The sequence below is a fragment of the Aeromonas sp. 603079 genome (genome assembly GCF_049172135.1).
GTDB lineage: Bacteria > Pseudomonadota > Gammaproteobacteria > Enterobacterales > Aeromonadaceae > Aeromonas > Aeromonas veronii.
This window is the reverse complement of sequence record NZ_JAAKPX010000012.1, coordinates 54,388-80,303: the sequence shown is the minus strand read 5'-3', so window position 1 is coordinate 80,303 and position 25,916 is coordinate 54,388. Positions and strand designations below refer to the sequence as shown.

Sequence of the window (25,916 nt, the reverse complement as noted above, 5' to 3'; positions counted from 1 at the left end):
CCCAGTATGTTGTCTTGGCAAGGAGCGGCGCGAATAGATGAACAACAAGCTGCGTGGTTATGTGCGGCCTGAAGGGGAAGAGACCCGGGTAGAGGCCTGGGGCTGGCCCGAAATGGACGTGGTGGCTGAGGCCGAGACCAATGCGCTCGGTCTTGCACCTGACTGGTATCAGCAGGAAGAGGAGGTGGTGGAGCCGGAACCCGAGCAGGAGCCGACCCCCAGCATCACCGCCGAAGAGCTCGAAGCGATCCGTCAGGCCGCCTGGGAAGAGGGACTGACCGAAGGGCGCGAGGCCGGTTTTGCCAAGGGGCTCGAAGAGGGCAAACTGGAAGGATTGCAACAGGGTCATGCTGCAGGTCTCGAACAGGGGCGCGAGGAGGGGCTGGCCATGGGGCGCGATCTGGTGGAGCAGGAGATCGCCCACTGGCAGGGTCTCGCCGCACGCCTTGCCAATCCCCTGAGCGCGCTGGATCTGGCGGTAGAGCAGCAACTGGTCTCGCTGGTGATGCAACTGGCCCGCGCGCTCATTCGCCATGAAGCAGAGACCTCGCCCCGCATCCTGCTGGAGGCGCTCAAGGAGGGGCTGGCGTTGCTGCCTGCCGCCGAGCAGGGGGTGACTCTGATGCTGCATCCTGATGACATCACGCGAATCGAGCAGGCATTTGGCGCCGACGAGTGCGCCAAGCGGCACTGGCGACTGCAGAGCGATCCCACCCTCTCCCCCGGCGATCTGCAACTGGTCACCGAGCTCTCCAGCATCGATCTGACCCTCTCCGGGCGCATCGATCAGCTGCTGCGCAACTTCTTGCGGGACAATGCGTCGCAGAAACCGGCCTCGCAGGATCCACGCCCATAACCGATGCCGGACGTTACCGTCCGGCTGCACTTTTTAGCTTCCAGGAGGCCAGATGAGCGGCTCGCTACTGAACCGGTTGCAAGGGTACAAGGTACGCGACAGCGCCCCCAAACCGCCGGTTGCCGGCAAATTGACCCGGGTGGTGGGGCTGACCCTCGAAGCCATCGGCTGCCGTGCTGCCATCGGAGCCTTGTGTCGCATCGATACCCTGGATGGGACGCTGGAGGCCGAAGTGGTGGGGTTCTCGGGCGATCGCCTCTATCTTATGCCGAGTGAACAGCTCAAGGGGGTTATCCCTGGTGCCCGTGTGGTGCCCATCACCGAAGAGCACGGTATTCCTGTTGGCATGAACCTGCTTGGTCGGGTCATCGACGGCATCGGCCAGCCGCTTGATGGCCTCGGCCCCATTATCTCGTCCCGGACGGTGCAGTTTGCCCAGCACCGCATCAACCCGCTCTCTCGCCGCCCGATCCATCAACCGATGGATGTCGGGGTACGCGCCATTAACGCCGTGCTGACGGTGGGGCAGGGCCAGCGGATGGGGCTGTTTGCCGGTTCCGGTGTCGGTAAATCGGTGCTGCTGGGCATGATGACCCGCGGCTCGGTGGCGGATGTGGTGGTGGTCGGCCTCATCGGTGAACGGGGCCGGGAAGTTAAAGAGTTTATTGAAGACATTCTGGGAGAGGAGGGCCGTGCCCGCTCCGTGGTGGTAGCGGCTCCCGCCGATGCCTCGCCGCTGATGCGGCTCAAGGGGTGTGAAACGGCGCTGGCCATCGCCGAGTATTTCCGCGATCAGGGGCTTAATGTGCTGCTCTTGATGGACTCTCTTACCCGTTACGCTCAGGCCCAGCGTGAGATCGCGCTGGCGGTGGGCGAGCCGCCAGCGACCAAGGGCTATCCACCGTCGGTATTTGCCAAATTACCGGCGCTGGTGGAGCGGGCAGGCAACGGCAGTGACGGCCAGGGCTCCATCACGGCATTCTTCACCGTATTGACCGAGGGGGATGACCTGCAAGATCCCATTGCCGATGCGGCGCGGGCGATCCTCGATGGCCACATAGTGCTGTCGCGCGAGCTGGCCGATGCGGGCCACTATCCGGCCATTGACATCGAGAAATCCATCAGCCGGGTCATGCCCATGGTCACTTCACCTGAGCACATGGAGTTGGCGCGCACCCTCAAGCAGTTTTACTCCCTCTATCAGCAGAACCGGGATCTCATCACCATCGGTGCCTACAGTCAGGGTTCCGACCCCCGCATCGACCGCGCCATCATTCAAAAACCCTACCTGGATCAGTTCTTGCAGCAGGGGATGCGCGAGGTCATTCACTACGATGATGGCCTGCAAGCCTTGCAGATGGTGGCGATGCCCTTGATGCGTTGATGACGGTTGGGAAGAGAGGGTGCGACTATGAGTAAAGGGTTGCTATTGTTGGCAGAGCGGCTGGCTGAGGCAGAGCAGCAGTGTGCGCTGGCGCTGGTGAAGGCGCAGCAGGATCTCAAGCTGTTTATGGATCAGCAAAATGCCCTCAACCAGTACCGCCAGATCTACCACCAGCAGTGGACCGATCGCGGTTTACAAGGGATTTCGCCCCAGCAAAACAGCCAGTATCACGCCTTTATCAACAAGCTTGAGCAGGCGGCGACCCAGCAATACGAAGGGGTGCTGCAGGTGCGTCAGGCGCTGGAGCAACGTCGTGGAGAGTGGCTGGCTGCCCAGCAGCGACGCAAGGCGGTAGAGCTGTTGCTGGAGAAGCAGGCGAGCCGCGAGCAGCAGAAAGCTCTGCGTCAGGAGCAGAAGATGCTGGATGAGTACGCCATGTTGCGGCGTTTTCATCAATCTGGCCTGTAACTTGCTTTGATCTGGACATTGTCGGCGGCCATCTCGTAGGGGGCCGCCAGAATTCAGGGATGCCATCATGATGCAGACAGTGTTGACACAAACGCCTTCGGCTGCGGCCAACGGATTGGACAAAGCGCCTCTGAGCAGCTCAGTCGAGAGCAATGGCATCGATCTGGGGGGGCGCGACAGCAAGGGTGATTTCGCCACTCTGATTGCCAAGGCCCGGAACAGCGAACAGGGCGCCGCCGAGGCTACTCAGGGCGATAAAAATGTCCGATCAGCCAAATCTTTGGCGACCGAGGGCGCCTCTCCCAAAGAGGAGGCCAGCAAGGAGCAGGAGCCTGGCGCCGTCAACAAGGCGGAGGAGGTCCCTGCCACCGACTTTCTGCTCCGTCTGCAAGACTCCCTCAAGCTCGATACCTCGCTAGTGACTCCCCAGCTGGCGGTGGCGGCCCAACAGAGCGCCACTGCGGCAGACGGCAATCCGTTGCCGCAAGAGGGTGCGCTGGAGGGGATTGCGCTTGATGAAAGCGAGCAGTCCCCTGCAACTGTCAGGACTGTACGCCAACTTGCCGATCAGTCCGGGGCGCAGTCGCTTCTGGCTACGACTGGTAAATCTTCCCTTGAAACTCCGGTTTCACTCTCTGCAGGAGGAGTGATTGAGCAGGGCGACGCCTCGACCGCCGTACTGTCCTCCGCTCCCAACACTTCTGAGGGGAAGGATGCCGCCGCCACCCAAGATGGTCAGCCCGGGGAGAAAGTCTCTGCCAAGGGTGAAACTCTCGGGGCAGATGGCAAGCTCACCAAGCCCCTTACGGGGGCTGAGCGGATGGCCCAACTGGCCAGGGTGTTGCCGGTTGAGGCGTCCGCCAATGCGGCAAATAGTGGTGAGTCACCCGCAGTGAAAGAGGGAGATGACAGCAAATCCGACCCCGCTGCCAGCAGCGTCGTGACCGGCAAGGGACAAGCTGCTCAAGCCGCGATTCAGGGGGCGGTGCTCAAGGCATTCGGTGAGGGGGGCAAACAACCAGATGCGGGTAGCTCAACCACTTCTACTGCCGTAGAGAGCATCGCTAATGGGGCTGGCAAGGGAGCTGATAAGAGTAGCGCCGAGGGGGGACAGCAGGCAGCGACAACCACATCCTCCAATCCAGGTGCGGCGCAAGTGACGACAGTGCAAAGTGCCACAGCCCAGAGCAGCGTGACGCCAAATGTGACGACTCAGACCGATAGCGCTGCCGCACCCGTGATGGTGGCGCCGCAGCAGGTGTTGGCGCAGGCCGAATCTCAGGGGCCGCAAGCACCGCTGTCGAGCATTTCAGCCGGGATCAGGCAGATGGAAGTGACGGGCACCGACGAGGTGCGCAAAGCGGTTTCGCTTGAGGTAAAACCGAAGGCCGGTGAGTCTGAGAAGAGTCTTGTCGCTACGACATCGAGCAGCGAGAGCAGCCAGAGCCAGACTGTACAGCATGGCCAGAACAGCCAGCCTCAGCCCCAGGTGGCCGACAGCCGGGCGCCCGCCGCTGAGGGCACGTTGCGCCGTGAACCGCAGAATTTACCCCATTTGAAACTGTCTAGTCAGGAAGCACCCGCCGAATTGCACCAGAAGGTCAACCTGATGCTGGCCGACAAGCTGCAGCAGGCCGAGCTTCAGCTAGACCCCATCGGCCTTGGCAAGATGAAGATCAAGATCCAGATCGACGCATCCAGCCAGGCGAGCGTCCATTTTGTAGTTCAGCACGGACAGACCCGTGAGATGCTGGAGCAGGCGATGCCCCGTCTGCGTGAAATGCTGGCGGGGCAGGGGATCCAGCTTGGCCAGACCCAGGTGCAGCAGCAGTCACAACAGTCACCGCAGCAACAACAGCAGGGTCAGTCGGCGTTTGCCGGGCAGGGACAATCAGGAGAGGGACACTCCGGTCATAGCCATCTTGACGGGGAGGTCACTACGACCAACCCCAATTTGTCGGTGGAATCGACAAACGGTTCAGGAATAGATTTCTATGCTTGATGCAATCCCGAGTAAGTTTATGATATCGAACAAGTTTGAGACTAGGGTGGACAAGGGATGGCTGACGATAACGAATTGACGCTAAAAGACCCGGCTGCGGGCAAGAAAAAGAAGCTGATTATTATCATTGCCCTGGCGGTCATTTTGCTGGGCGGTGGTGGAGCTGGCGCCTGGCTTATGCTGTCCGGCTCGGATACCCCCCCTGCCGAAGCGGCGGAGGGTGCTGAGGCCAAACCCAAGGTGGAAGCACCCCAGCCATCCCTTTATGTCGGGATGCCGCGTCCCTTTGTCTTCAACGTCGCGGGAGCCCAGCGGGATCGACTGGTGCAGATCAAGATCCAGCTGATGGTGCGCGGCACCGCCGACGAGACGTTGGCCAAACAGAACATTCCCCTGATTGAAGGCACCTTGCTGCGGGTGTTCAGTGCAGCCAGTGCCGAACAGCTGATGACCTTTGAAGGCAAGGAGAAGCTGCGCAAGGATTCACTGGAAGAGTGCCGTCGGGTGCTTAAGGACCTGGTCTCTTCCCCCGTTATCGAACAAGTGCTGTTTACCGGCTTTGTAATGCAGTAGGTGAAGCGTGAGCGATCTGTTAAGTCAGGACGAAATTGATGCCCTCTTGCACGGTGTCGATGATGTCGAAGAGGAAGAGATAGGCGGCGCCGGAGACCCCGGCGTTGCCCAGTTTGACTTCTCCTCCCAGGACCGCATCGTCCGTGGCCGGATGCCGACCCTGGAGCTGGTGAACGAACGTTTTGCTCGCCACATGCGGATCAGCCTGTTCAACATGATGCGTCGTACCGCCGAGGTCTCCATCAACGGGGTGCAGATGCTGAAGTTTGGTGAGTATGTTCACACCCTGTTTGTGCCGACCAGCCTCAATATGGTGCGTTTCCGGCCATTGAAAGGAACCGCACTCATCACCATGGAGGCACGACTGGTTTTCATCCTGGTGGAGAACTTCTTCGGTGGTGACGGGCGCTACCACGCCAAGATTGAGGGGCGCGAGTTCACGCCGACCGAGCGACGGATCATCCAGATGCTGCTCAAACTGGTGTTTGAGGATTACAAGGATGCCTGGGCGCCGGTGATGGACGTAGGGTTCGAGTATCTCGACTCTGAAGTGAACCCGGCGATGGCCAACATCGTCAGCCCGACCGAAGTGATTGTGGTGAGCTCGTTTCACATCGAACTCGATGGTGGCGGCGGCGATTTCCACGTGGCCATGCCCTACTCCATGCTGGAGCCGATCCGTGAACTGCTCGATGCCGGTGTACAGAGTGACAAGGGTGACACAGACGTGCGCTGGAGCAAGGCACTTCGTGACGAGATCATGGATGTAAAGGTCGAGTTGAGGGCCAAACTGCTGGAGACCGAACTCACTCTGCGTGAACTGATGGAGCTGCAGCCGGGAGATATTATTCCGGTCGACATGCCCGAACATTTGCTGGTCTACGTGGAAGATTTGCCCACCTTCCATGCCAAGATGGGGCGGACCAAGGAGAATGTGGCACTCAAGATCACCGACAAGCTCAAGCGCCCGGAAGGGGTCAAGACCGAGATGCATCTGGTGACCCGGGGTGGTGTACGTATCGATGGTGAGGCCGAGCTTGAAGAGCTTGAGCGCAGCATCGAAGAACAACAGCGTTAATCGACGGTTTGCAGTTATTGAGCGTCACGAAGTGGTATAAGGAAACAAGATGAGCGGAACAGAGGAAGAGGATCTGATGGCTGATGCCTGGGCGGCAGCACTGGAGGAGCAGGTGACGGCGGAAGCCAAACCGGCCCCGCTGGAAGAGCTCAAGGACGATGCCCCTATCAGTGCCGAGGAGCGGCGTAAGCTTGACACCATTCTGGATATTCCGGTCACCATCTCGATGGAGGTCGGTCGCAGCCAGATTAGCATTCGTAACCTGCTGCAGCTGAACCAGGGCTCGGTCGTGGAGCTGGATAGGGTGGCGGGCGAGCCCCTCGACGTGCTGGTTAACGGTACCCTGATCGCTCACGGCGAGGTGGTGGTGGTGAACGACAAGTTCGGTATTCGCCTGACCGACGTCATCAGCCAGATTGAACGGATTAAGAAACTCAAATGATGCGTCTGCTGCTGTTGTGGCTGCCATTGCCGGTGTTTGCCGAGGTGGGGGGGGCCGCCAACCCTCCCAGCCTGAGTTCCTGGCTGCTCTCCAGCCTGATGGTGATCGGGCTTATTCTGGTGCTGGGTTTCTTGCTCAAGAAGAGCAAAATTGCCACCGCCATGGGGGGCGGGCAGATGAGAGTGATTGCTACGCTGCCTGTGGGCTACAAGGAGAAGTTGCTGGTGGTCAAGGTGGGTGAGCAGCAGCTGCTGGTCGGCGTAACGCCGCAGCAGGTCAACTTTCTCTATCGGCTGGAGGAGCCGCTGGACGAACAGCCGCCGCAGGCATTTTCCCAGCAGCTGGGTAAGTTGATGGGCAAACATGAAAAAAACTAACGGCTTGTTGTGGCAAAGCGGATTGCTGGCCAGCCTGTTGATTTCGCTGTTTTGCGCCTGGCCTGCGTTGGCGCAGGACGGCATGTCGGCAGTGACCGTCAAGACCATGGGGGATGGCTCTCAGGAGTACAGCCTGACCCTGCAGGTGCTGGCGTTGATGACGGCACTTTCATTCCTGCCGGCAATGGTCATCATGATGACCTCGTTTACCCGTATCATCATAGTGTTGGGTATCTTGCGTCAGGCGATCGGTCTGCAACAGAGCCCCTCCAATCAGGTGTTGATCGGCATCGCCCTGTTCATGTCGTTCTTCATCATGTCGCCTGTGCTGGATCGCATCAATGACGAGGCACTGCAGCCCTATCTGGCCGAAACCATTGAGGCCAAGGAGGCGCTGGAACGGGCTGAATTGCCCATCCACCAGTTCATGCTGGCCCAGACCCGGATCAAGGATCTCAATACTTTTATGGAGATCGCCAACGTGCAGGTGGAGAAGCCTGCCGATGTGCCGCTGCGGGTGCTGATCCCGGCCTTTGTCACCAGCGAACTGAAAACAGCCTTCCAGATTGGCTTTATGCTGTTCTTGCCGTTTCTGGTCATCGATCTGGTGGTCGCCAGTATCTTGATGGCGATGGGGATGATGATGCTCTCGCCGATGATCGTCTCGCTGCCCTTCAAACTGATGCTGTTTGTGATGGTGGATGGCTGGAACCTGATCCTGGGTTCGCTGGCCAACAGTTTCGGACTGGGTGCCGGTTAACCGGTCCCATGCAAGGAGCCCGAACATGAGTCCAGAAACCTTTGTCGATGTATTTCGTGAGGCGCTCTGGCTGGTCAATATCATGGTCAGCGCCGTGATCCTGCCCAGCCTTGCTATCGGGTTGGTGGTAGCCATCTTTCAGGCCGCCACCTCCATCAACGAACAGACCTTGAGCTTTCTGCCCCGTCTCATCGTGACCCTTTTGGCCCTAGGGATTGGTGCTCACTGGGGAATGCAGAGTCTGATGGACTTCTTCATCCTGATGGTCAATCAAATTCCCGAGGTGGTGGGGTGACCTATACCACCGCTCTGATCATGGAGTGGTTGTCGTCCATTCTCTGGCCACTGGCTAGAATAAGCAGCCTTTTCATGGTGATGGCGGTATTTGGCAGCCGGCTGGTCGCCGCTCGGATCAGGTTGGGGCTGGCGGTAGCCGTGACGTTTCTGGTTGCTCCTCTGCTCCCTCCCATGCCCCCAGTGGAGCTCTTCTCTGCCGGCAGTTTTCTGGTCTTGGGCCAGCAGCTGTTGATCGGTATTGCGCTGGGGTTGATGACCCAGTTTCTGATGGAAAGCTTCGTGATGGCGGGGCAGGTGATAGCCATGCAAACCAGTCTGGGTTTTGCCACCCTGGTGGATCCGATGAATGGCCAGTCGGCCCCTGTGGTCGGTCAGTTTTATCTGATGCTGGCGACTCTGGTATTTCTGGCGCTTGATGGTCATCTGGTGATGCTACGCCTGGTTATCCTCAGTTTTGAGACGCTACCCATCTCCGATAGCGGTCTGTCACTCTCTTCTATGCAAACCCTGAGCGCGTTCCTGGGGGTCATGTATCAGGCCTCGCTGGTGATGGCCCTCTCTGCCATCGTGGCGCTGTTGCTCATCAACTTCGCTTTTGGCGTGATGACCCGGGCAGCCCCCCAGCTCAATATTTTCAGTATCGGTTTTGCCGTCAGCATGATGTCGGGTTTGCTTATCCTCTGGCTTACGATCGGCGGGTTCCTCGGCCATTTCGACACCTTGTGGGAGCGGGTGCAGGAGGTCAGTTGCGAGCTGATTGACACCCAATGTTTCGGAGGTGTCAATGGCTGATACCGACCAGGAACGTACCGAACAACCCACGGGCAAACGACTGCAACAGGCCCGTGAAAAAGGGCAGATTGCACGTTCAAAGGAGCTGGGAACAGCCAGTGTGCTGTTGTCAGCCGTATTTGGCCTGCTGTTTATCAAGGGTTACCTGGCGAACGCCATGCTCAAGGTGGTGACCATGGGCTTCACGCTGAACAGAGAGCAGGCTTTCGATCCCAATGCCATGGTTGCCATGGTGCCGGCGCTGCTGGGGGAACTGGTGTTTCCGCTCGGATTGCTATTCGCTCTGGTCGCTATTGCAGCTTTTATCGGCAATATCCTGATGGGGGGGATGAACTTCTCCACTGAAGCAATGATGCCGAAATTCAGCAAGATGAGCCCCATCAGCGGGTTCAAGCGGATGTTTGGGGTGCAGTCGCTGATTGAGCTGGTCAAGTCCATCGCCAAGGTGGTGTTCATCACCCTGTTTGCCTGGTGGATGCTCTCCAGCCAGTTTGATCATCTGCTCAACCTCTCCATGGAGGGATTCCCCGGTGGGATTATAGATGCCCTCGACCTTTTTTTGTGGATGCTGATCATTCTTTGCTGTGCCCTGTTGCCTATTGTGGCCATCGATGTGCCGTTCCAAAAATGGAACCATATGCGTCAGCTCAAGATGACCAAGCAGGAGGTGAAGGACGAGTTCAAGGATAGCGAGGGTAAACCCGAGGTAAAGGGCAAGATCCGCCAGTTGCAGATGCAGATGGCGATGCGCCGGATGATGGGGGATGTACCCAAGGCTGATGTGGTGATCACCAACCCGACTCACTACTCGGTAGCGCTCAAGTATGATGCGGGCAAACCCGGTGCTGCGCCCAAGGTCTTGGCCAAGGGAACTGATGAAATTGCAATGAAGATCAGGGAGATAGCTAGAGAATACGAGATACCCATCATGCCGTCACCGGCCTTGACCCGGGCTATCTACCACTCTACCGAGTTGGGCCACGAGATCCCGGAAGGGTTGTTTGCGGCGGTTGCCCAGGTTCTGGCCTATGTCTTCCAGCTCAAGAAATTCCGCCGTGGCCAGGGGCGCCGTCCTCAGCCGCTGGCTAAAGATCTGCCCATTCCGACCGAATATCGCAAATGACAAAGTTCTGACGTTGTCAAAATAAATTCATTGCATTTCAATGTGTTGCATTGTTGGCTTAATGTTTGCTTTAATCTGGCACCAGCAGGTTGACATTGAGAAGAGCGATGGAATTCAAGGCAGTATTGGGCCAGTTAAAACAGTCTCGGGGAGTATTGAGCAAAGGCCTTGGTACCCCTCTGCTGGTATTGGCCGCGCTCGGCATGGTGGTGTTGCCCATCCCGCCACTGATGCTGGATGTGCTCTTCTCCTTCAACATTGCGCTCTCTATCGTGGTGCTGCTGGTATCCGTCTATACCCGGCGCCCCCTCGAATTTGCTGCTTTCCCGACCGTATTGCTGCTGGCCACCTTGCTGCGGCTGGCATTGAACGTAGCCTCGACCCGGGTGGTGTTGCTGGAAGGTCACAATGGCAGTGCAGCGGCAGGCCATGTGATCGAGGCATTCGGTAATGTGGTGATCGGCGGTAACTATGCAGTCGGCATCATCGTCTTTACTATCCTGATGATCATCAACTTTGTGGTTATCACCAAGGGGGCCGGGCGGATCGCGGAAGTGAGCGCCCGTTTTACTCTGGATGCGATGCCGGGCAAACAGATGGCCATCGATGCCGATTTGAATGCCGGCCTCATCAACCAGGAAGAGGCGAAGAAGCGTCGCCAGGATGTGACCCAGGAAGCGGACTTCTATGGCTCTATGGATGGTGCTTCCAAGTTCGTCAAAGGGGATGCCATTGCGGGCATCATGATCCTCTTCATCAACATCATCGGCGGCTTTATCATCGGGATGATGCAGCATCATCTTACCTTCAGGGAGTCTGCCGAGATCTATACCCTGCTGGCGATAGGTGACGGTCTGGTGGCGCAGATCCCCTCCCTGTTGCTCTCTATCGCCGCCGCCATCATAGTGACCCGTCAGAATACCGATCAGGATATGGGCACGGCGGTATTGGGCCAACTGTTCGACAATCCCAAGGCCTTGATCATCTCTGCCGGTATCCTGCTGATGATGGGACTGGTGCCGGGGATGCCGCACTTCGCCTTCCTGAGTCTGGGGGCGATCGCTGCCGCTGGAGCCTGGTGGCTGCTGCGCCGCGAGAAGCTGGCGGTAGCCAAAGCAGCCAGCGGCGAGTTGATGCCGACCAGTACTGACCAGCCATCGCATGAACAGAAAGAGTTGAGCTGGGACGATGTGATGCCGGTAGACATCATCGGGCTGGAAGTGGGTTACCAGCTAATCCCGCTGGTGGATCGCAATCAGGGGGGCGAACTGCTCAACCGGATCAAAGGGGTGCGCAAGAAACTCTCGCAAGAACTGGGCTTTCTGGTGCCTGCCGTCCACATCCGCGACAACTTGGATCTGGCACCAAATCAATATCGCATTACCTTGATGGGAGTCAGTACCGGCGAGGCCAGCGTCTACCATGATAAAGAGATGGCCATCAACCCGGGGCAGGTATTCGGCCAAATTCAGGGGATTGCTACCCGGGATCCCGCGTTTGGACTTGAAGCAGTGTGGGTAGCCAAGGAGCAGGTGTCACAGGCGCAGACCCTGGGGTATACAGTGGTGGATACTGCGACCGTAGTTGCCACCCATTTGAGTCAGATCTTGACCAACCATGCCTCACTGTTGCTCGGCCATGACGAGGTACAACAACTGCTCGACATGATTGGCAAACACCAGAGCAAGTTGGTCGAAGGGTTGGTACCGGAAGTGATCAGCATGGGTAACCTTGTGAAGGTATTGCAGAATTTGCTCAATGAAGGGGTGCCAATCCGCGATATGCGCACTATCCTGCAGACCCTGGTTGAATACGCGCCGCGCAGTCCGGATCCGGAAGTGCTCACCGCGGCTTGCCGGATTGCCCTGCGTCGTCTGATTGTGCAGGAGATTGCCGGCCCAGACCCAGAGCTACCGGTGATAACATTGGCACCTGAATTGGAACGTATATTGCATCAATCCCTGCAGGCGGGTGGAGGTGATGGTGCCGGTATTGAGCCGGGTCTGGCGGAGCGAATGCAGCGCTCGCTGGTGGAAGCCACTCAACGACAAGAATTGGAAGGCCAACCGGCCGTGCTTCTGACATCGGGGATCTTGCGCAATACCCTGGCAAAATTTGTCAAGAATGCCATTCCTGGGTTGCGTGTTCTGTCTTATCAGGAAGTGCCCGACGACAAGCAGATCCGCATCGTCAGTGCGGTAGGGCAGAACTAGTTAGCGGAGACGATGGGTGAAGATTAAGCGGTTTTTTGCCAAGGACATGCGAACGGCTCTGGCCGAGGTCAAGGAGACGCTCGGGCCTGACGCTGTCATCATGTCCAACAAGAAGGTCACCGGAGGGGTAGAGATAGTCGCCGCAGTCGATTATCAATCCCAGGTTCCGGGGCCCAAAGATGCGCCGGTTCGCCGTCAGCTGAACGATGAGAGTGTCAATATTTCGTCTGCTGCTCGGCAGATGACCCGCCCCGAGCCCACAAAGGTTCAGGAACAGAACGAACATTATGCCGATACCCTGACAGCCTTGCTGGCGCGCCAGCAGAAGCTCAAGCCGGGCAATGGGGCGCCAATGGGCAATACCCAATCGGCCGGTCTGGCCGCTGCCAATGCAGCGCCCAGAACATTGGCCGAGCAGGGGCAATGGGGCGCCGCCCCGGAACCTGTCAAGCCCAAAGCCCGGGTTGCCTCCGCCCAGCGTTCTTCTCAACCTGCTCAGCGGGATCAGGAGATGGAGGGGATGCGCAAGGAGATGGCCAGTATCCGCAAATTGCTGGAGCACCAGATCTCCGGTCTGATGTGGCAGGAAGTTGAGCGACGTGAGCCGATGCGGGCTCTGCTGATCAAGGAGCTCAAAAAGATGGGCTTTGACGATGCGTTTGCCGATCAACTGGCGGGGCTGATCCCTGAAGACATGCCCATCCATCAGGCGATGGCCCAGTTGGCGGAAGTGTTGACGGCTCAGCTCAAGATCAGCGAGGACGAGATTTTACGTCAGGGGGGCGCCGTTGCCCTGCTGGGGCCGACCGGGGTGGGCAAGACCACCACCATCGCCAAATTAGCCGCCCGTTTTGCCATGAAGTATGGTGCCGAGCAGGTGGCCCTTATCACCACTGACAACTACCGGATCGGTGCTCATGAGCAATTACAGACTTATGGCCGGATCATGGGCTGTCCGGTACGTCAGGTGCGTGATGCCGAAGAGCTGGCCAATGCCCTCTATCAGTTCCGCCACCGTCGGCTGGTATTGATCGATACGGCAGGCGTGGGGCAGCGGGATATCCGGCTGACCGAGCAGCTCGATACCCTGGTCAAGAATGCCAAGGTGAGGATCCGCAGCTATCTGGTGATGTCGGCAACCTCCCAGCGTCGGGTAATGCAGGAAGCGGTTGACCATTTCCGGCGCATTCCCTTGAGCGGCTGCATACTTACAAAGTTGGATGAGAGTCTGAATCTGGGCGAAGTAATTAACGTGTGTATCCAGAATGCCTTGCCTATCAGTTACATCACGGATGGGCAGCGGGTTCCGGAAGATATTCAGGTTGCCAATGCGGCGCAGCTTGTCGGCGCGGCCATGGGCTCGCTGGAGCGAGAAACAGAAGAGCCCTATTTCTGGGGCACAGGCTTTGGCGAGGCCGAAGATTCGGAGTTTTATGAGTAACATGTATATGGATCAGGCGAGTGGTCTGCGCAAAATGCGTCAAAACAATCGAGTAAAAGTGATCGCCGTTTCCGGTGGTAAAGGTGGCGTGGGCAAGACCAACGTGACCCTGAACGTGGCCGGAGCCATGGCGGCCCAAGGCAAACGGGTAATGGTGCTGGATGCTGACCTTGGTCTGGCCAACGTCGACGTCATGCTGGGGCTGCGGGTTCATCGCAATCTCTCTCACGTGCTGGCAGGTGAGTGCACTATCGACGACATTATCGTTGAGGGACCGTATGGCATGATGATTGTGCCTGCAACCTCGGGGACCCAGTCCATGGTCGAGCTTTCACCGGTACAACATGCCGGACTGATCCGCGCCTTCAGCGAGATGAAGACCCAGGTCGATATTCTGATGGTGGATACGGCGGCGGGGATCTCGGACATGGTGTTGAGTTTCACCCGTGCTGCGCAGGACATCATGGTGGTGGTGTGTGACGAGCCGACTTCCATTACCGATGCCTATGCCCTCATCAAGATCCTCTCCAAAGAGCACGGTGTATTTCGCTTCAAGGTAGTGGCAAATATGGTGCGCAGCCTGCGTGAAGGGCAGGAGCTTTTTGCCAAGCTGACCCGGGTAACCGATCGTTTCCTCGATACGTCACTGGAACTGGTTGCCTGCGTGCCTTATGACACCAATCTGCGTGCCGCCGTGCGCAAGCAGAAACTGATTGTCGAGGCGTTTCCCAAGTCGCCGGCGGCTTTGGCTTTCCGCGCATTGGCCAACAAAGCAGCTAGCTGGCCGGTACCAAACCAGCCTGGCGGTCATCTGGAGTTTTTCCTGGAGAATCTGTTGCAGACTCAGGCCACCACACAGGAAGGTTCCCGTGAATAAAGCCCAAGCGTACTTGCGTCATCAGGATTCCTATCTGCTGGTAGAGCGCCATGCTCCACTGGTCAAGCGGATAGCCCAGCATTTGCTGGCTCGCCTGCCAAGCAGTGTCTTGCTGGATGACCTGATACAGGCAGGTATGATTGGGCTGCTCGAAGCGTCACGGAACTTTGATGGTAGCAAGGGAGCCAGTTTCGAGACCTATGCCGGGATCCGTATCCGTGGTGCCATGCTGGATGAGATCCGGCGTGGTGATTGGGTGCCCCGTTCCGTGCATCGAAACAGCAGAGCGATTGCCGAAGCGATCGAAAATGTGGAGCAAGCCAATGGACGGGATGCTCGCGACGCGGAAGTCGCAGCGCAAATGGGGGTCTCTCTCGCTGATTATCATGTCATGCTGCAGGATGTCTCCTGTGGCAAGATCATCGGTATCGAGGATCTGGGGGTCAGTGAGGATGTGATCGGTAACCCTGATGAAGCTCCGTCAGGCTCGGGGTTTGATGAACTGGCCACAGAACGATTTCAAATTCAACTGTCGGAGCAAATTGGTCGCTTACCGGAGAGAGAAGCCCTGGTTCTCTCTCTTTACTACGATGAAGAGCTGAATTTACGTGAAATTGGCGAGGTTTTGAATGTGAGTGAGTCGCGCGTGAGTCAGATACATAGTCAGGCAATGCACAGACTACGCGCTCGTTTGAGAGATTGGCATCTATAAGTGTTTGTACTGGCTACACTGAGATGAAACTCTAAGGCATAATCCGCATGACACAACCCGTTTTTAGCATCATGTAAGTGAGCCACTGAGGTGGCTATTGAGGAGGGAATTTTGGACAAGAACATGAAAATCCTCATTGTTGACGATTTTTCAACGATGCGCCGGATTATCAAGAACTTGCTTCGCGACCTTGGGTTCAACAATACCCATGAAGCGGATGACGGCAACACAGCATTGCCGATGCTGAAAAATGGTGATTTCCAGTTTGTGGTTACCGACTGGAACATGCCAGGCATGCAAGGTATCGACCTGCTGAAAGCCATTCGTGTCGATGAAAAGCTCAAGCATCTGCCGGTACTGATGGTGACGGCAGAAGCCAAACGCGAGCAGATCATCGAAGCCGCGCAAGCCGGCGTTAACGGTTATATCGTCAAGCCTTTCACTGCAGCAACGCTCAAAGAAAAACTCGACAAAATTTTTGAACGCCTTGGCTAAGGAGCAGCAGGGATGATGGCCAAAACGAAAGCAATGATTTCGCTCGACCAGGCAAGGATGCTTGTTGCTCATCTGGAGCAAGGTGAATTCGAGCTGGCCGATGAACTGCTTGCCAATGTATGTGCCCCCAACGCAGCCGATCTGTTTGAAAAAGTTGGTCAGCTGACCCGACAACTGCATAACTCACTTCAAGAATTTCGTCTCGACCCCCGAATTCCCGATTTGGCCACCCATGACATTCCCGATGCGAGGGAGCGCCTCAATTACGTCATAGATATGACCGACAAGGCTGCTAATCGCACCATGGATGCGGTAGAGGCCAGTCTGCCAATAGCGGATCGCCTGAATGATAATATCCAGCTGGTGATGCCCAACTGGAATGCACTGATGTCCAGAGATATGAGCGTGGGGCAGTTTAAGTCCTTATGCCATCAACTTGATGATTTCATTAAGGCTTCTGAGTCAGATGCCGATAAGTTACGACAACTGCTGACAGAAATTCTGATGGCACAAGACTTTCAGGATTTGACAGGCCAGATGATCCGCAAGGTCATAAAACTGGTTCAGGAAGTTGAAACAAAATTAATAGAAATGCTGACTATGTTTGGTGAGGCTGCAGCTGAGCATTCAACTCGTACTCTCCCTGTGAATGGGATTGAAGCCGAAGGCCCAATCATGAATCCAGAGGCGCGTGCCGATGTAGTCAATGGTCAGGATGATGTGGACGATCTGCTGTCTAGCTTGGGATTCTAATGGAGTGACGCATGGCCTTCGAAGTTGATGAAGACATACTGCAAGACTTTCTGGTCGAAGCATCCGAAATATTGGAACAGTTGTCTGAGCAACTGGTCGACTTGGAAAAGCGGCCTGATGACAAGAATCTGTTAAATGCCATCTTTCGCGGTTTCCATACAGTAAAAGGTGGTGCCGGTTTCCTGTCTTTGGGGGAGTTGGTTGACGTATGCCACGGCGCTGAAAACGTATTTGATATCTTGCGTAATGGCAAGCGAACCGTGACTGCCGAACTGATGGACGTGATCCTGCAAGCGCTGGACGCCATAAACGTCATGTTCGCCCAAGTACAAAACCGTGAAGCGCCAAGTCCTGCGTCTGATGATCTGCTCCATGACCTCCACGAGTTGTGCAAGCCTGAAGGAGAAGAGCAACTCCGAACCGCGACAAGTGGCGCTATTGCCATGGAGCAGGAGGCTGTCACTCCTGTTGTTGAGGTTGTCTCCGACCCCGAGGTTGTTGAACCGATAAACCAGGCCAGCGATCCTGCTCCTGTTAACGGGGGCGGATCCATAGACGAGATTTCAGCTGATGAATTCGAGCGTCTGCTGGATGAGCTGCATGGCGTGGGGGGCACACCAACCAAGAGTGCGGCAGGAGCGACTGTTGCTGGCGAATCTGGCGATATAACCGATGATGAGTTTGAGGCCTTGCTGGATCAACTCCATGGTCAGGGACAGCACATGGGGGCGCCAGAGGTGAATCCTCTGAAGTCGGTGCAAAAAGAGGTGGACGAGCTTATCGATGATGATGAGTTTGAACGCCTGCTTGATGAATTGCATGGTCGTGGCCAAGGTCCTCAGAGTAGTATGGCACCTGCCGCACCTGCCGCACCTGCCGCACCTGCCGCACCTGCCGCACCTGCCGCGCCTGCCGCGGTGACTGCGCCCAAACCGACAACACCTGTAGCCAAACCTGTACAGGCTGACCCCGCAAAACCTGCCGAAGCAGCCAAGGCATCAGCGCCTGCCGCCAAGGCTACGCCAGCTCCTGCCGAAAACAGTGCAGTGCAAAGCGATACGACGGTGCGGGTGGATACCAAGACCCTTGATGTCATTATGAACATGGTAGGTGAGTTGGTACTGGTTCGTAACCGGCTGGTGAGTCTGGGTATTGCCAGTAATGATGAAGAGATGTCAAAGGCGGTTGCCAATCTGGATGTGGTAACGGCTGACCTGCAAGGTGCGGTGATGAAAACCCGCATGCAGCCAATCAAGAAGGTATTTGGTCGTTTCCCGCGCGTGGTGCGTGATCTGGCCAGAACCCTCAAAAAAGAGATTGAGCTGGTGATGGTTGGGGAAGAGACCGACCTCGACAAAAACCTGGTGGAGGCGCTCGCCGATCCTCTTGTTCACCTTGTTCGCAACTCCTGCGATCACGGGGTCGAAATGCCGGATGTGCGAGAGAAAGCGGGCAAGCCGCGGCAAGGGACGATCACCCTTAGCGCCTCCCAGCAAGGCGATCATATCCTGCTTTGCATTGAGGATGATGGCGCCGGGATGGACCCGGAAAAACTCAAGTCTATTGCGATCAGCCGCGGTGTGCTGGATGCAGATACTGCCGCGCGCATGAGTGATAACGATGCCTATAACCTGATCTTTGCCCCCGGATTTTCGACCAAGTCCGAGATCTCCGATATCTCTGGCCGTGGTGTCGGAATGGATGTGGTCAAAACCAGTATTGTCAGCCTCAATGGGTCAGTGCACATCGATTCTACCTGGGGTAAAGGCACCCGTCTCGAAATCAAGGTTCCGTTGACGCTAGCCATTCTGCCGACCCTGATGGTTGAAGTGGGTGAGCAGACCTTCGCGCTTCCCCTTGGTTGTGTGAACGAGATTTTCCATCTGGATCTGAAGAAGGCCAATATGGTCGATGGTCAGCTCACCATCATTGTGCGTGATAAGGCGATTCCCCTCTTTTATCTACACAAGTGGTTGATCCGTGGTACCAACAAGCGCTCACGTCAGGATACCGGGCATGTGGTGATCGTGCAGATTGGCACTCAGCAAATCGGGTTTGTGGTCGACAGCTTGATTGGTCAAGAAGAGGTGGTGATCAAGCCGCTCGATAATCTGCTGCAAGGCACCCCTGGCATGGCCGGGGCGACCATTACCAGTGATGGTGGAATTGCCCTTATTCTGGATGTGCCGAGTCTGCTCAAAGCATATGCGCGTAGACATTAATCGCTCAGGCCCAAGGAGTTAGAAAAACAACAATGGCAGTCAAGGTATTAGTTGTCGACGATTCGAGCTTCTTTCGCCGTCGGGTGAGCGAGATCATCAATCAGGATCCCATGCTGACGGTGATTGATACGGCCCAGAATGGACGTGAGGCGGTGGACAAGGCCATGTCGCTGCGCCCTGATGTGATCACCATGGACATCGAGATGCCCGTGATGGATGGTATCAGTGCAGTGCGGGAGATAATGGCCAAGTGCCCAACTCCCATTCTGATGTTCTCCTCACTGACTCATGAAGGCGCCAAGGCAACGCTGGATGCACTGGACGCCGGTGCTCTTGACTTCTTGCCCAAAAAATTTGAAGACATTGCCAGAGACAAGGACGAGGCGGTCAGACTGTTGCAACAACGGGTGAAGGAGATTTCCCGCAAGCGCTTCCTGATGACATCCGCTGCTCGCCCCAAAGCATCTGAACCGGTTCGTCCGCTAGGTAGCACAGCCGCCAGAGCTCCTGAGCGTCAGTCTGAGCTGCAACGCACTGTACCAAGTGCCTCATTCAAGCGAAGTGGCAAGAGTTATCAGTTGGTGGCGATCGGGACTTCTACCGGCGGCCCGGTAGCCTTGCAAAATGTGCTGACCAAGTTGCCGGGGGATTTTCCTCACCCAATCTTGCTTATCCAGCATATGCCAGCCACCTTCACCGCAGCTTTTGCTGCCCGTCTGAACGGATTATGCCAGATAGGTGTCAAGGAGGCCGAGGATGGAGACGTCCTCAAACCGGGCCATGCCTACCTGGCTCCCGGTGGCAAGCAGATGCTGTTGGAGGGTCGTGGTGCAGGCGCCCGTATTCGCATCGTTGATGGCAACGACAAGGTAAATTACAAGCCTTGCGTGGACATTACCTTTGCCTCTGCGGCCAAGACCTATGCTGACAAGGTATTGGCGATTGTGCTAACCGGTATGGGGGCTGATGGCCGTGATGGTGCCAGACTGCTGAAAGAGCAGGGCTCTACAATCTGGGCTCAGGATGAGGCTTCCTGCGTGGTATATGGCATGCCTCAAGCGGTTGCAAAGGCAGGTATTGCCAGTGAATCACTTCCTCTGGACAAGGTGGCCCAGCGTATTCTGGTTGAGTTGGGGCGCTAATCATGGGCTTGCTCGGTCTGCTCCTCGCACTGGGGGCTATTGCTATTGCCCAGCTGTGGCATGGTGGCTCCCTGTTGACGTTGTTGGACGGGCCTGCTTTTCTCATTGTTCTTGGCGGTACAGTTGGTGCCGTTACATTGCAGACCCCTGCCAAGTTTGTTTTGCTGGCATTGCGCCAGTGTCTATGGATTTTCAATCCGCCACGGCAGGATCTCTCTGCCCAGGCTGAACGGCTACAATCCTGGGCTGCCTTTGCACGCCAGCAGGGGCTGCTGGCCCTCGAAAATCAGGCTGAGCAGGAGGAGGACCATTTTACCCGCCAAGGGTTGAACATGATTGTCGATGGTGTCTCCACGGAGGATATTCGCATGTTGCTCGAAGCCGATATCGATATCGAGCAGGAGCGTAATGAACATGCGGCCAGGGTGTTCGAAGCCATGGGGGGATATAGTCCGACTATCGGGATTATCGGCGCTGTCTTGGGCCTTATCCAGGCCATGTTTCATCTTGAAGCGCCATCTGCTCTGGGGGCTGGCATCGCAGTGGCATTTGTGGCAACCATCTATGGTGTCGGGTTTGCCAACCTGATCTATCTACCGATAGCCAACCGGTTGCGAGCGTTTCACTATCACTATGCACTGTTTCAGGAGATGACCCTGGAAGGGCTGTTAGCCATTGCCCATGGTGAGAATGGTTTACAGGTTGAACGTCGGCTCAGGGCCTATTTGAAAGGAGAGTAGCCATGCGCAAGCGCTATCGTTTGCACTTGCAGGGGCGTGAACACCTTGACCGTTGGCTGGTCTCCTATGCCGATTACATGACGCTGATATTTGCTCTGTTTGTGGTGCTCTACTCTGTTGCGCTGGTGAACAAGGACAAATATCGTGCGGTGATAGATGGCATGAGTCAGGCGTTCAGTGTCATGCAGTCTCGCAGTGATGGTCTGCTGGAGGGGCAGGGCAATTCACTGTTGGAGAATGCTGTTTCTGCCTCCCCCTCGTTGCTGGAAAGCGCAACGTCCCCCTCTCCTTCACTTGCCCCCATTTCTGGTGTCCCTGTGCTGCAAGATGGCACGACACTTGCCAAACTTGATATGCAGTTGCAAGAGAGCATGGGGTCACTGGTGGATGCCGGGATAGTCAAAATGACGCAAGACGAGAACTGGCTGACTGTGGAACTCAGTTCAGGTCTGCTGTTTGGCAGTGGCAGCGCCTTTATGGGACCGAATGCTGCACCGGTAATCAATACTCTTTCAAGTATTCTCAAACCGGTCGATAACTATATAAGGGTCCGAGGATATACAGATAACCAACAGATAAATAATGAAATTTATCGTTCTAATTGGGCGCTTTCTGCTGCGAGGGCCGAAGCGGTGCTCAATGGCTTGATTGCTGATGGCATCGCACCCCAGCGTCTGGCCTTTGAGGCATATGGCGAGTTTTCCCCTTTTGCCGATAACAGCACTGAGCAAGGCCGGCTGCAAAATCGCAAGGTTGTGGTCGCAATTTCCAAATTCGCCTGGGTGCCGCCAGCTCCTGTGGCGGTAAAGCCCCCGGTGGTTGCCGAACCGGTTCCTGTGGTGCAGCAGGCGGTGGATGCTGGAGAGATAAAGGTTATCTCTTTGCCCGGTGGCGGCATACGTATAACAACAAGGCAGGATTGATACAGTGATTGTTTGGACGGTTGCCAACCAGAAAGGTGGTGTGGGTAAAACCACCACAGTGGTCTCGCTTGCCGGGATCCTGGCCCAGCGTGGTCAGCGAGTGCTGTTGATTGACACCGATCCTCACGCCTCGCTGACTGCATATCTTGATTTTGATTCAGATCGTCTGGATGGAACCCTCTATGAGTTGTTTCAACCTGTCAAACCGACAGCCGAGCTTGTCAATAAACTGACGCTCAAGACCAAGTTCGAGAATATCAATTTACTACCCGCATCTATTACCCTGGCGACTCTTGATCGGGTAATGGGAAATCGTGAGGGAATGGGGCTGGTGCTGAAGCGGGCGCTGCTGCGCATTCAGGATCAATATGATTATGTGCTGATCGACTGCCCGCCTGTGCTTGGGGTGATGATGGTCAATGCGCTGGCTGCCTGCGATCGTATTCTTGTGCCGGTTCAGACCGAGTTTCTCGCTCTTAAAGGATTGGAGCGGATGATGAAGACATTCGAGATCATGCAGCGTTCCAAGCGTGACAAATTCCGTTATACCGTGATCCCGACTATGTTCGACAAGCGCACCCGTGCCTCTCTGATGACCTTGAAGTCGATCAAGGATCAATATGGAGATTCAGTGTGGAATGCGGTGATCCCTATTGATACCAAGTTTCGGGATGCCAGCTTGCTGCATATCCCCCCGTCTATCTATTCTCCCGGGAGTCGTGGAACCTATGCCTATGAGACGCTGCTCAACCATCTTGATGCCCTTGAGCGGCAACGGGTTCATGAGGTGACGGCATGAGAGATACCATTCAAGTACGGGCGATGGATGACTATTTCCACTCCCTGCTGCTCGATGAGCCGCTGGTGCTGGATGAGGTGGAAGACGTTCAATCCGCCCCTGTTTTACAGTTGCAACGTCAGCCCCAAAGCGTCCCCGAGGTGGTTGCTGCACCTTATTTGGAAAGTGATCCACGCCTTGCCCAGCTTGGCGAACTGTTGGCTCAGGTGGGACAAGTTCAGTTTGAAAATGATGCCTTCACCCAGGAGGTGACACTGACGGCCCCATTGGAGATTGTGGCCGAGGAGTCATTGTTGCCGGTAGAGCCTGAATGGCCTGAGGAGGTGCTGCTGCCCGAAGTTGCAGAGCCCCACACCACCATCTTGACTGAAACTGCGCTGGAGGTTGCTCCGGTAGAAGCCACTGAACCTGTCACTTGGGAGAATATCGATACCGGTAAAGAGTTTCAGGCCCTCTTTTTTGAAGTCGCGGGCGTGACGTTTGCGGTGCCGTTGACCGAGCTTGGTGGTATTCACCAGTTGGGCGAGATCACCTCCCTGTTTGGCCAGCCGGGCTGGTACAAGGGGATCATGACCTCTCGCGAGCAGAAGATGAATGTGGTCGATACCGCCCAGTGGGTCATGCCGGGTCAGCATCTCGAGATGGATGATTACAAGTATCTGATTATGCTTGGTGAATCGCCGTGGGGATTAGCCTGCCACCATCTCAAAGGGACTGAATTGTTACACCGTGACCAGGTTAAATGGCGCCATCAGGAGGGCAAGCGCCCTTGGTTGGCGGGCATGGTCAAAGAAAAAATGTGTGCCCTGTTACACGTTCGTGAACTGCTCTTGTTGCTGGAGCGTGGGGTTAACATAGAAGGTCGCTGATAACTTCTGCAATCGAGCTGTTTTATTGCTAGTTTTAGCAGTAGACGTTTTCATAAAAGGAATAAAAACATGACAGAAAAGCGCAATATCGCACAGAATCTGGCCGAAGATGAAGTGCTGCAATGGGTAACCTTCCAGCTGGAAAACGAAACCTACGGCATCAATGTGATGCAGGTTCAGGAGGTGTTGCGCTACACCGAAATTGCACCGGTGCCGGGTGCGCCTGAGTACGTACTGGGGATCATCAACCTGCGTGGCAATGTGGTGACTGTCATCGATACCCGTTCCCGTTTCGGTCTGCCTTCCGGTGATGTGAGTGAAAACTCCCGGATCGTGATCATCGAGGCCGAGAAGCAGGTGATTGGCATCATGGTCGACAGCGTGGCAGAAGTGGTATATCTGAAATCTTCCGAAATCGATGCTGCTCCAGCTGTAGGTACCGAAGAGAGCGCCAAGTTTATTCAGGGGGTGAGCAACCGCGATGGGCAACTGCTGATCCTGGTTGACTTGAACAAGCTGCTCTCCGATGAAGAGTGGGAAGATATCGGTTCCCTCTGATAAGTAAGGTGATGTTTTGATAATCGAGATGGTTGCCTTGGGGATGTCCCTGATTGCCTTGGCGTTTGCCTCTTATATCTGGTTCAAGAGCAAGCGCAGCAAGCAGGAGTCCGAGGCCAGTGTGGCAACCCTGCAAGGTCAGTTGGAAAGCTTGCGCAAGCAGATGATGGAGCTCCATACCGGCGCTATTGGCATGGGGCAGCGTCTGCAGTCGGTGGAAGGGGCTATGCAGCAGGTCAATGAACGCCAGCAAGAATTGACCATGCAGGATCCCGAGCGCCGGCTTTACAGTCGAGCGGCCAAGATGGTCGAACTGGGCGCCGACCTTGATGAGGTCATGAGTGAGTGCGAGTTGCCAAAGGCAGAAGCCGAGCTCTTGATATCGTTGCGAAAAGGCCGCTCTTGATGGTTCAGGAAGGCAACTTGCCTTCCTGAATTTTTTCTGTTGCATGTATGGCGCTCTTTCATGGAGCGCCATGTACAGTGATCGAGAAGAATAGTTATTTGCTAATACTGGTTTGTTATGAGGTTTCCAGTTTGATCTATTTGGATGCCTTTGATTGTCATCATTTTCCACGCCTATTTTTCCTTGTGCGCGATCTTCTCCACAAAAACAGTGGATGAAGGGCATCTTGGAAAAGACGTATTCCAATACTGTGTTAAGATGCAAGCCGCTTCATTTTCTCTGAAAAAATCTCCATGCTGCTTCAAGTTAACAATCTGAGCTGCGTGCGTGAAGATCGCACTCTGTTTGAACATCTCTCCTTTGCGGTAGTTCCCGGTGATCTGGTGCAAATTGAAGGTCCCAACGGGGTTGGCAAGACCAGCCTGCTGCGTCTGCTGACTGGCCTGTCTCAGCCGTTTTCCGGTGAAGTGTGCTGGAATGGTGAAAATATTCGCCATTGCCGTGATGAGTACCATGCCAATCTGCTCTATCTCGGTCATCAGCCTGGGGTCAAAGCTGCCTTGACTCCGCTCGAAAATCTCGCCTTTTATCAGAAGCTGCATCATGTATCCCGGCAGACAGTGGATTTGTGGCAGGTGCTTGCCCAGGTTGGGTTGGCCGGTTTTGAAGAGAACCCGACCGGACAGCTCTCGGCAGGTCAACAGCGTCGGGTGGCTCTGGCCAGGCTCTGGCTCAGTGACAAACCGGCTCTCTGGATCCTGGATGAGCCTTTTACCGCCATTGATAAGCAGGGGGTCAAGGTGCTGGAGAGGTTGTTTCTGGCTCATGCCGAGCGGGGGGGGATGGTGATCCTCACCACTCATCAGGATATGACGCTGATGCAGGGTCGACTGAAAACACTCTCGCTTACGCCCTTGCTGCAGGAGTAGTTTCGATGTTGCGTGCCGTCATGTATTTGATCCACCGCGAGTTATTGATGGCCCTGCGCCAGCGTGCAGATATTCTTAACCCGCTCTGGTTTTTCCTTATTGTCATCACCCTGTTCCCACTCGGTATCGGCCCTGAGCCCAAGTTGTTGGCTCGCATTGCTCCCGGCATCATCTGGGTGGCAGCCTTGCTGGCGGCCATGCTGTCGCTGGAGCGACTGTTTCGCGACGACTTTGGCGACGGTTCGTTGGAGCAGATCATGTTGATGCCCCATTCACTCGGGTTGCTGGCGCTGGCCAAAGTGATTGCTCACTGGTTACTGACTGGATTGCCGCTGCTGCTGATTTCGCCCTTGCTGGCAATTTTGCTATCGCTGGATATGAACAGTTATCTGGCGGTAGTCGCCACTCTGGCACTCGGCACACCGGTGCTGAGCCTGCTCGGTGCAGTCGGGGTTGCCCTGACGGTCGGGTTGCGCAAGGGCGGAGTGCTGCTCAGTCTGCTTATCCTGCCGCTCTATATTCCGGTACTGATTTTTGCCACCTCTGCAATTGATGCGGCGGGGATGGGCTTGCCCTATGGCGGACAGCTTGCCATTCTGGCCGCCATGCTGGTTGGTGCCCTGACGCTGACGCCGTTGGCCGTTTCGGCCGCATTGAGGGTCAGTCTTAACTGATGATCTATTGG

General features: G+C 56.0%; 28 protein-coding genes. All 28 read left to right on the top strand.

Features of this window, described 5'->3' with window-relative positions:
* The first annotated feature begins 37 nt into the window (after positions 1-37).
* A complete protein-coding gene (gene fliH, locus G5287_RS10770; protein WP_216951815.1) occupies positions 38-856 on the top strand; it encodes a flagellar assembly protein FliH in 819 nt (272 codons plus the stop codon).
* Between the two features lie 52 nt (positions 857-908).
* A complete protein-coding gene (gene fliI / locus G5287_RS10765; protein WP_421172543.1) occupies positions 909-2,240 on the top strand; it encodes a flagellar protein export ATPase FliI in 1,332 nt (443 codons plus the stop codon).
* A 27-nt stretch (positions 2,241-2,267) separates the two neighbouring features.
* A complete protein-coding gene (gene fliJ, locus G5287_RS10760) occupies positions 2,268-2,708 on the top strand; it encodes a flagellar export protein FliJ (RefSeq protein ID WP_216951813.1) in 441 nt (146 codons plus the stop codon).
* A 67-nt stretch (positions 2,709-2,775) separates the two neighbouring features.
* On the top strand, positions 2,776-4,710 hold the full coding sequence (locus G5287_RS10755) for a flagellar hook-length control protein FliK (RefSeq protein ID WP_421231266.1): 1,935 nt from the start codon (positions 2,776-2,778) through the stop codon (positions 4,708-4,710).
* Between the two features lie 57 nt (positions 4,711-4,767).
* Positions 4,768-5,283 (top strand): flagellar basal body-associated protein FliL, encoded by a 516-nt coding sequence (gene fliL / locus G5287_RS10750; protein ID WP_227341088.1) that lies wholly within the window; start codon positions 4,768-4,770, stop codon positions 5,281-5,283.
* A 7-nt stretch (positions 5,284-5,290) separates the two neighbouring features.
* Positions 5,291-6,361, top strand: a complete 1,071-nt coding sequence (gene fliM / locus G5287_RS10745) for a flagellar motor switch protein FliM (protein WP_005343961.1) — start codon at positions 5,291-5,293, stop codon at positions 6,359-6,361.
* A 49-nt stretch (positions 6,362-6,410) separates the two neighbouring features.
* Complete coding sequence (gene fliN, locus G5287_RS10740; RefSeq protein ID WP_005343964.1) at positions 6,411-6,803, top strand: flagellar motor switch protein FliN; 393 nt, start codon at positions 6,411-6,413, stop codon at positions 6,801-6,803.
* Positions 6,800-7,180 carry a flagellar biosynthetic protein FliO gene (gene fliO / locus G5287_RS10735; protein ID WP_323912708.1) on the top strand — a complete coding sequence of 127 codons (381 nt, stop codon included), beginning with the start codon at positions 6,800-6,802 and terminating at the stop codon, positions 7,178-7,180. The genes fliN and fliO overlap by 4 nt, the downstream gene beginning before the upstream one ends.
* Positions 7,167-7,940, top strand: a complete 774-nt coding sequence (fliP, locus tag G5287_RS10730) for a flagellar type III secretion system pore protein FliP (RefSeq protein ID WP_216951809.1) — start codon at positions 7,167-7,169, stop codon at positions 7,938-7,940. Before fliO ends, fliP begins: the two co-directional genes overlap by 14 nt.
* Before the next feature lie 25 nt (positions 7,941-7,965).
* Positions 7,966-8,235 (top strand): flagellar biosynthesis protein FliQ, encoded by a 270-nt coding sequence (fliQ, locus tag G5287_RS10725; protein WP_005334727.1) that lies wholly within the window; start codon positions 7,966-7,968, stop codon positions 8,233-8,235.
* The gene (fliR, locus tag G5287_RS10720; RefSeq protein ID WP_216951808.1) at positions 8,232-9,029 is read left to right on the top strand and encodes a flagellar biosynthetic protein FliR; all 798 of its coding nucleotides are present in this window, start codon (positions 8,232-8,234) and stop codon (positions 9,027-9,029) included. The genes fliQ and fliR overlap by 4 nt, the downstream gene beginning before the upstream one ends.
* Positions 9,022-10,152 carry a flagellar biosynthesis protein FlhB gene (gene flhB, locus G5287_RS10715; RefSeq protein WP_216951807.1) on the top strand — a complete coding sequence of 377 codons (1,131 nt, stop codon included), beginning with the start codon at positions 9,022-9,024 and terminating at the stop codon, positions 10,150-10,152. The genes fliR and flhB overlap by 8 nt, the downstream gene beginning before the upstream one ends.
* Positions 10,153-10,259: 107 nt before the next feature.
* Positions 10,260-12,365, top strand: a complete 2,106-nt coding sequence (gene flhA / locus G5287_RS10710) for a flagellar biosynthesis protein FlhA (RefSeq protein WP_216951806.1) — start codon at positions 10,260-10,262, stop codon at positions 12,363-12,365.
* A gap of 16 nt (positions 12,366-12,381) precedes the next feature.
* Positions 12,382-13,806 (top strand): flagellar biosynthesis protein FlhF, encoded by a 1,425-nt coding sequence (gene flhF / locus G5287_RS10705; RefSeq protein ID WP_421231265.1) that lies wholly within the window; start codon positions 12,382-12,384, stop codon positions 13,804-13,806.
* Between the two features lie 34 nt (positions 13,807-13,840).
* The gene (locus tag G5287_RS10700) at positions 13,841-14,683 is read left to right on the top strand and encodes a MinD/ParA family protein (protein ID WP_408082997.1); all 843 of its coding nucleotides are present in this window, start codon (positions 13,841-13,843) and stop codon (positions 14,681-14,683) included.
* Entirely contained in the window at positions 14,676-15,395 is a 720-nt protein-coding gene (locus G5287_RS10695) for an RNA polymerase sigma factor FliA (RefSeq protein WP_216951804.1), read from the top strand. Before G5287_RS10700 ends, G5287_RS10695 begins: the two co-directional genes overlap by 8 nt.
* A 111-nt stretch (positions 15,396-15,506) precedes the next feature.
* A complete protein-coding gene (cheY, locus tag G5287_RS10690) occupies positions 15,507-15,890 on the top strand; it encodes a chemotaxis response regulator CheY (protein ID WP_041234108.1) in 384 nt (127 codons plus the stop codon).
* Between the two features lie 12 nt (positions 15,891-15,902).
* On the top strand, positions 15,903-16,643 hold the full coding sequence (locus tag G5287_RS10685; protein ID WP_216951803.1) for a protein phosphatase CheZ: 741 nt from the start codon (positions 15,903-15,905) through the stop codon (positions 16,641-16,643).
* 11 nt (positions 16,644-16,654) lie between these two features.
* Positions 16,655-18,865, top strand: a complete 2,211-nt coding sequence (locus G5287_RS10680) for a chemotaxis protein CheA (protein ID WP_323912702.1) — start codon at positions 16,655-16,657, stop codon at positions 18,863-18,865.
* 32 nt (positions 18,866-18,897) lie between these two features.
* A complete protein-coding gene (locus tag G5287_RS10675; protein WP_266134061.1) occupies positions 18,898-20,007 on the top strand; it encodes a protein-glutamate methylesterase/protein-glutamine glutaminase in 1,110 nt (369 codons plus the stop codon).
* A gap of 2 nt (positions 20,008-20,009) precedes the next feature.
* Positions 20,010-20,747 carry a flagellar motor protein gene (locus G5287_RS10670; protein WP_421231264.1) on the top strand — a complete coding sequence of 246 codons (738 nt, stop codon included), beginning with the start codon at positions 20,010-20,012 and terminating at the stop codon, positions 20,745-20,747.
* Between the two features lie 2 nt (positions 20,748-20,749).
* A complete protein-coding gene (locus tag G5287_RS10665; protein ID WP_216951800.1) occupies positions 20,750-21,670 on the top strand; it encodes a flagellar motor protein MotB in 921 nt (306 codons plus the stop codon).
* Positions 21,671-21,674: 4 nt separating this feature from the next.
* Positions 21,675-22,469 carry a ParA family protein gene (locus tag G5287_RS10660; RefSeq protein WP_421231263.1) on the top strand — a complete coding sequence of 265 codons (795 nt, stop codon included), beginning with the start codon at positions 21,675-21,677 and terminating at the stop codon, positions 22,467-22,469.
* Positions 22,466-23,338 carry a chemotaxis protein CheW gene (locus G5287_RS10655; RefSeq protein WP_421231262.1) on the top strand — a complete coding sequence of 291 codons (873 nt, stop codon included), beginning with the start codon at positions 22,466-22,468 and terminating at the stop codon, positions 23,336-23,338. Before G5287_RS10660 ends, G5287_RS10655 begins: the two co-directional genes overlap by 4 nt.
* Before the next feature lie 69 nt (positions 23,339-23,407).
* The gene (locus tag G5287_RS10650; RefSeq protein WP_005343991.1) at positions 23,408-23,896 is read left to right on the top strand and encodes a chemotaxis protein CheW; all 489 of its coding nucleotides are present in this window, start codon (positions 23,408-23,410) and stop codon (positions 23,894-23,896) included.
* 28 nt (positions 23,897-23,924) lie between these two features.
* Positions 23,925-24,302 (top strand): DUF2802 domain-containing protein, encoded by a 378-nt coding sequence (locus tag G5287_RS10645; protein WP_005334692.1) that lies wholly within the window; start codon positions 23,925-23,927, stop codon positions 24,300-24,302.
* Between the two features lie 293 nt (positions 24,303-24,595).
* Positions 24,596-25,231, top strand: coding sequence for a cytochrome c biogenesis heme-transporting ATPase CcmA (gene ccmA, locus G5287_RS10640; RefSeq protein ID WP_216951798.1), 636 nt, complete (start codon positions 24,596-24,598; stop codon positions 25,229-25,231).
* 5 nt (positions 25,232-25,236) lie between these two features.
* On the top strand, positions 25,237-25,905 hold the full coding sequence (ccmB, locus tag G5287_RS10635; protein ID WP_216951797.1) for a heme exporter protein CcmB: 669 nt from the start codon (positions 25,237-25,239) through the stop codon (positions 25,903-25,905).
* Positions 25,906-25,916 lie beyond the last annotated feature (11 nt).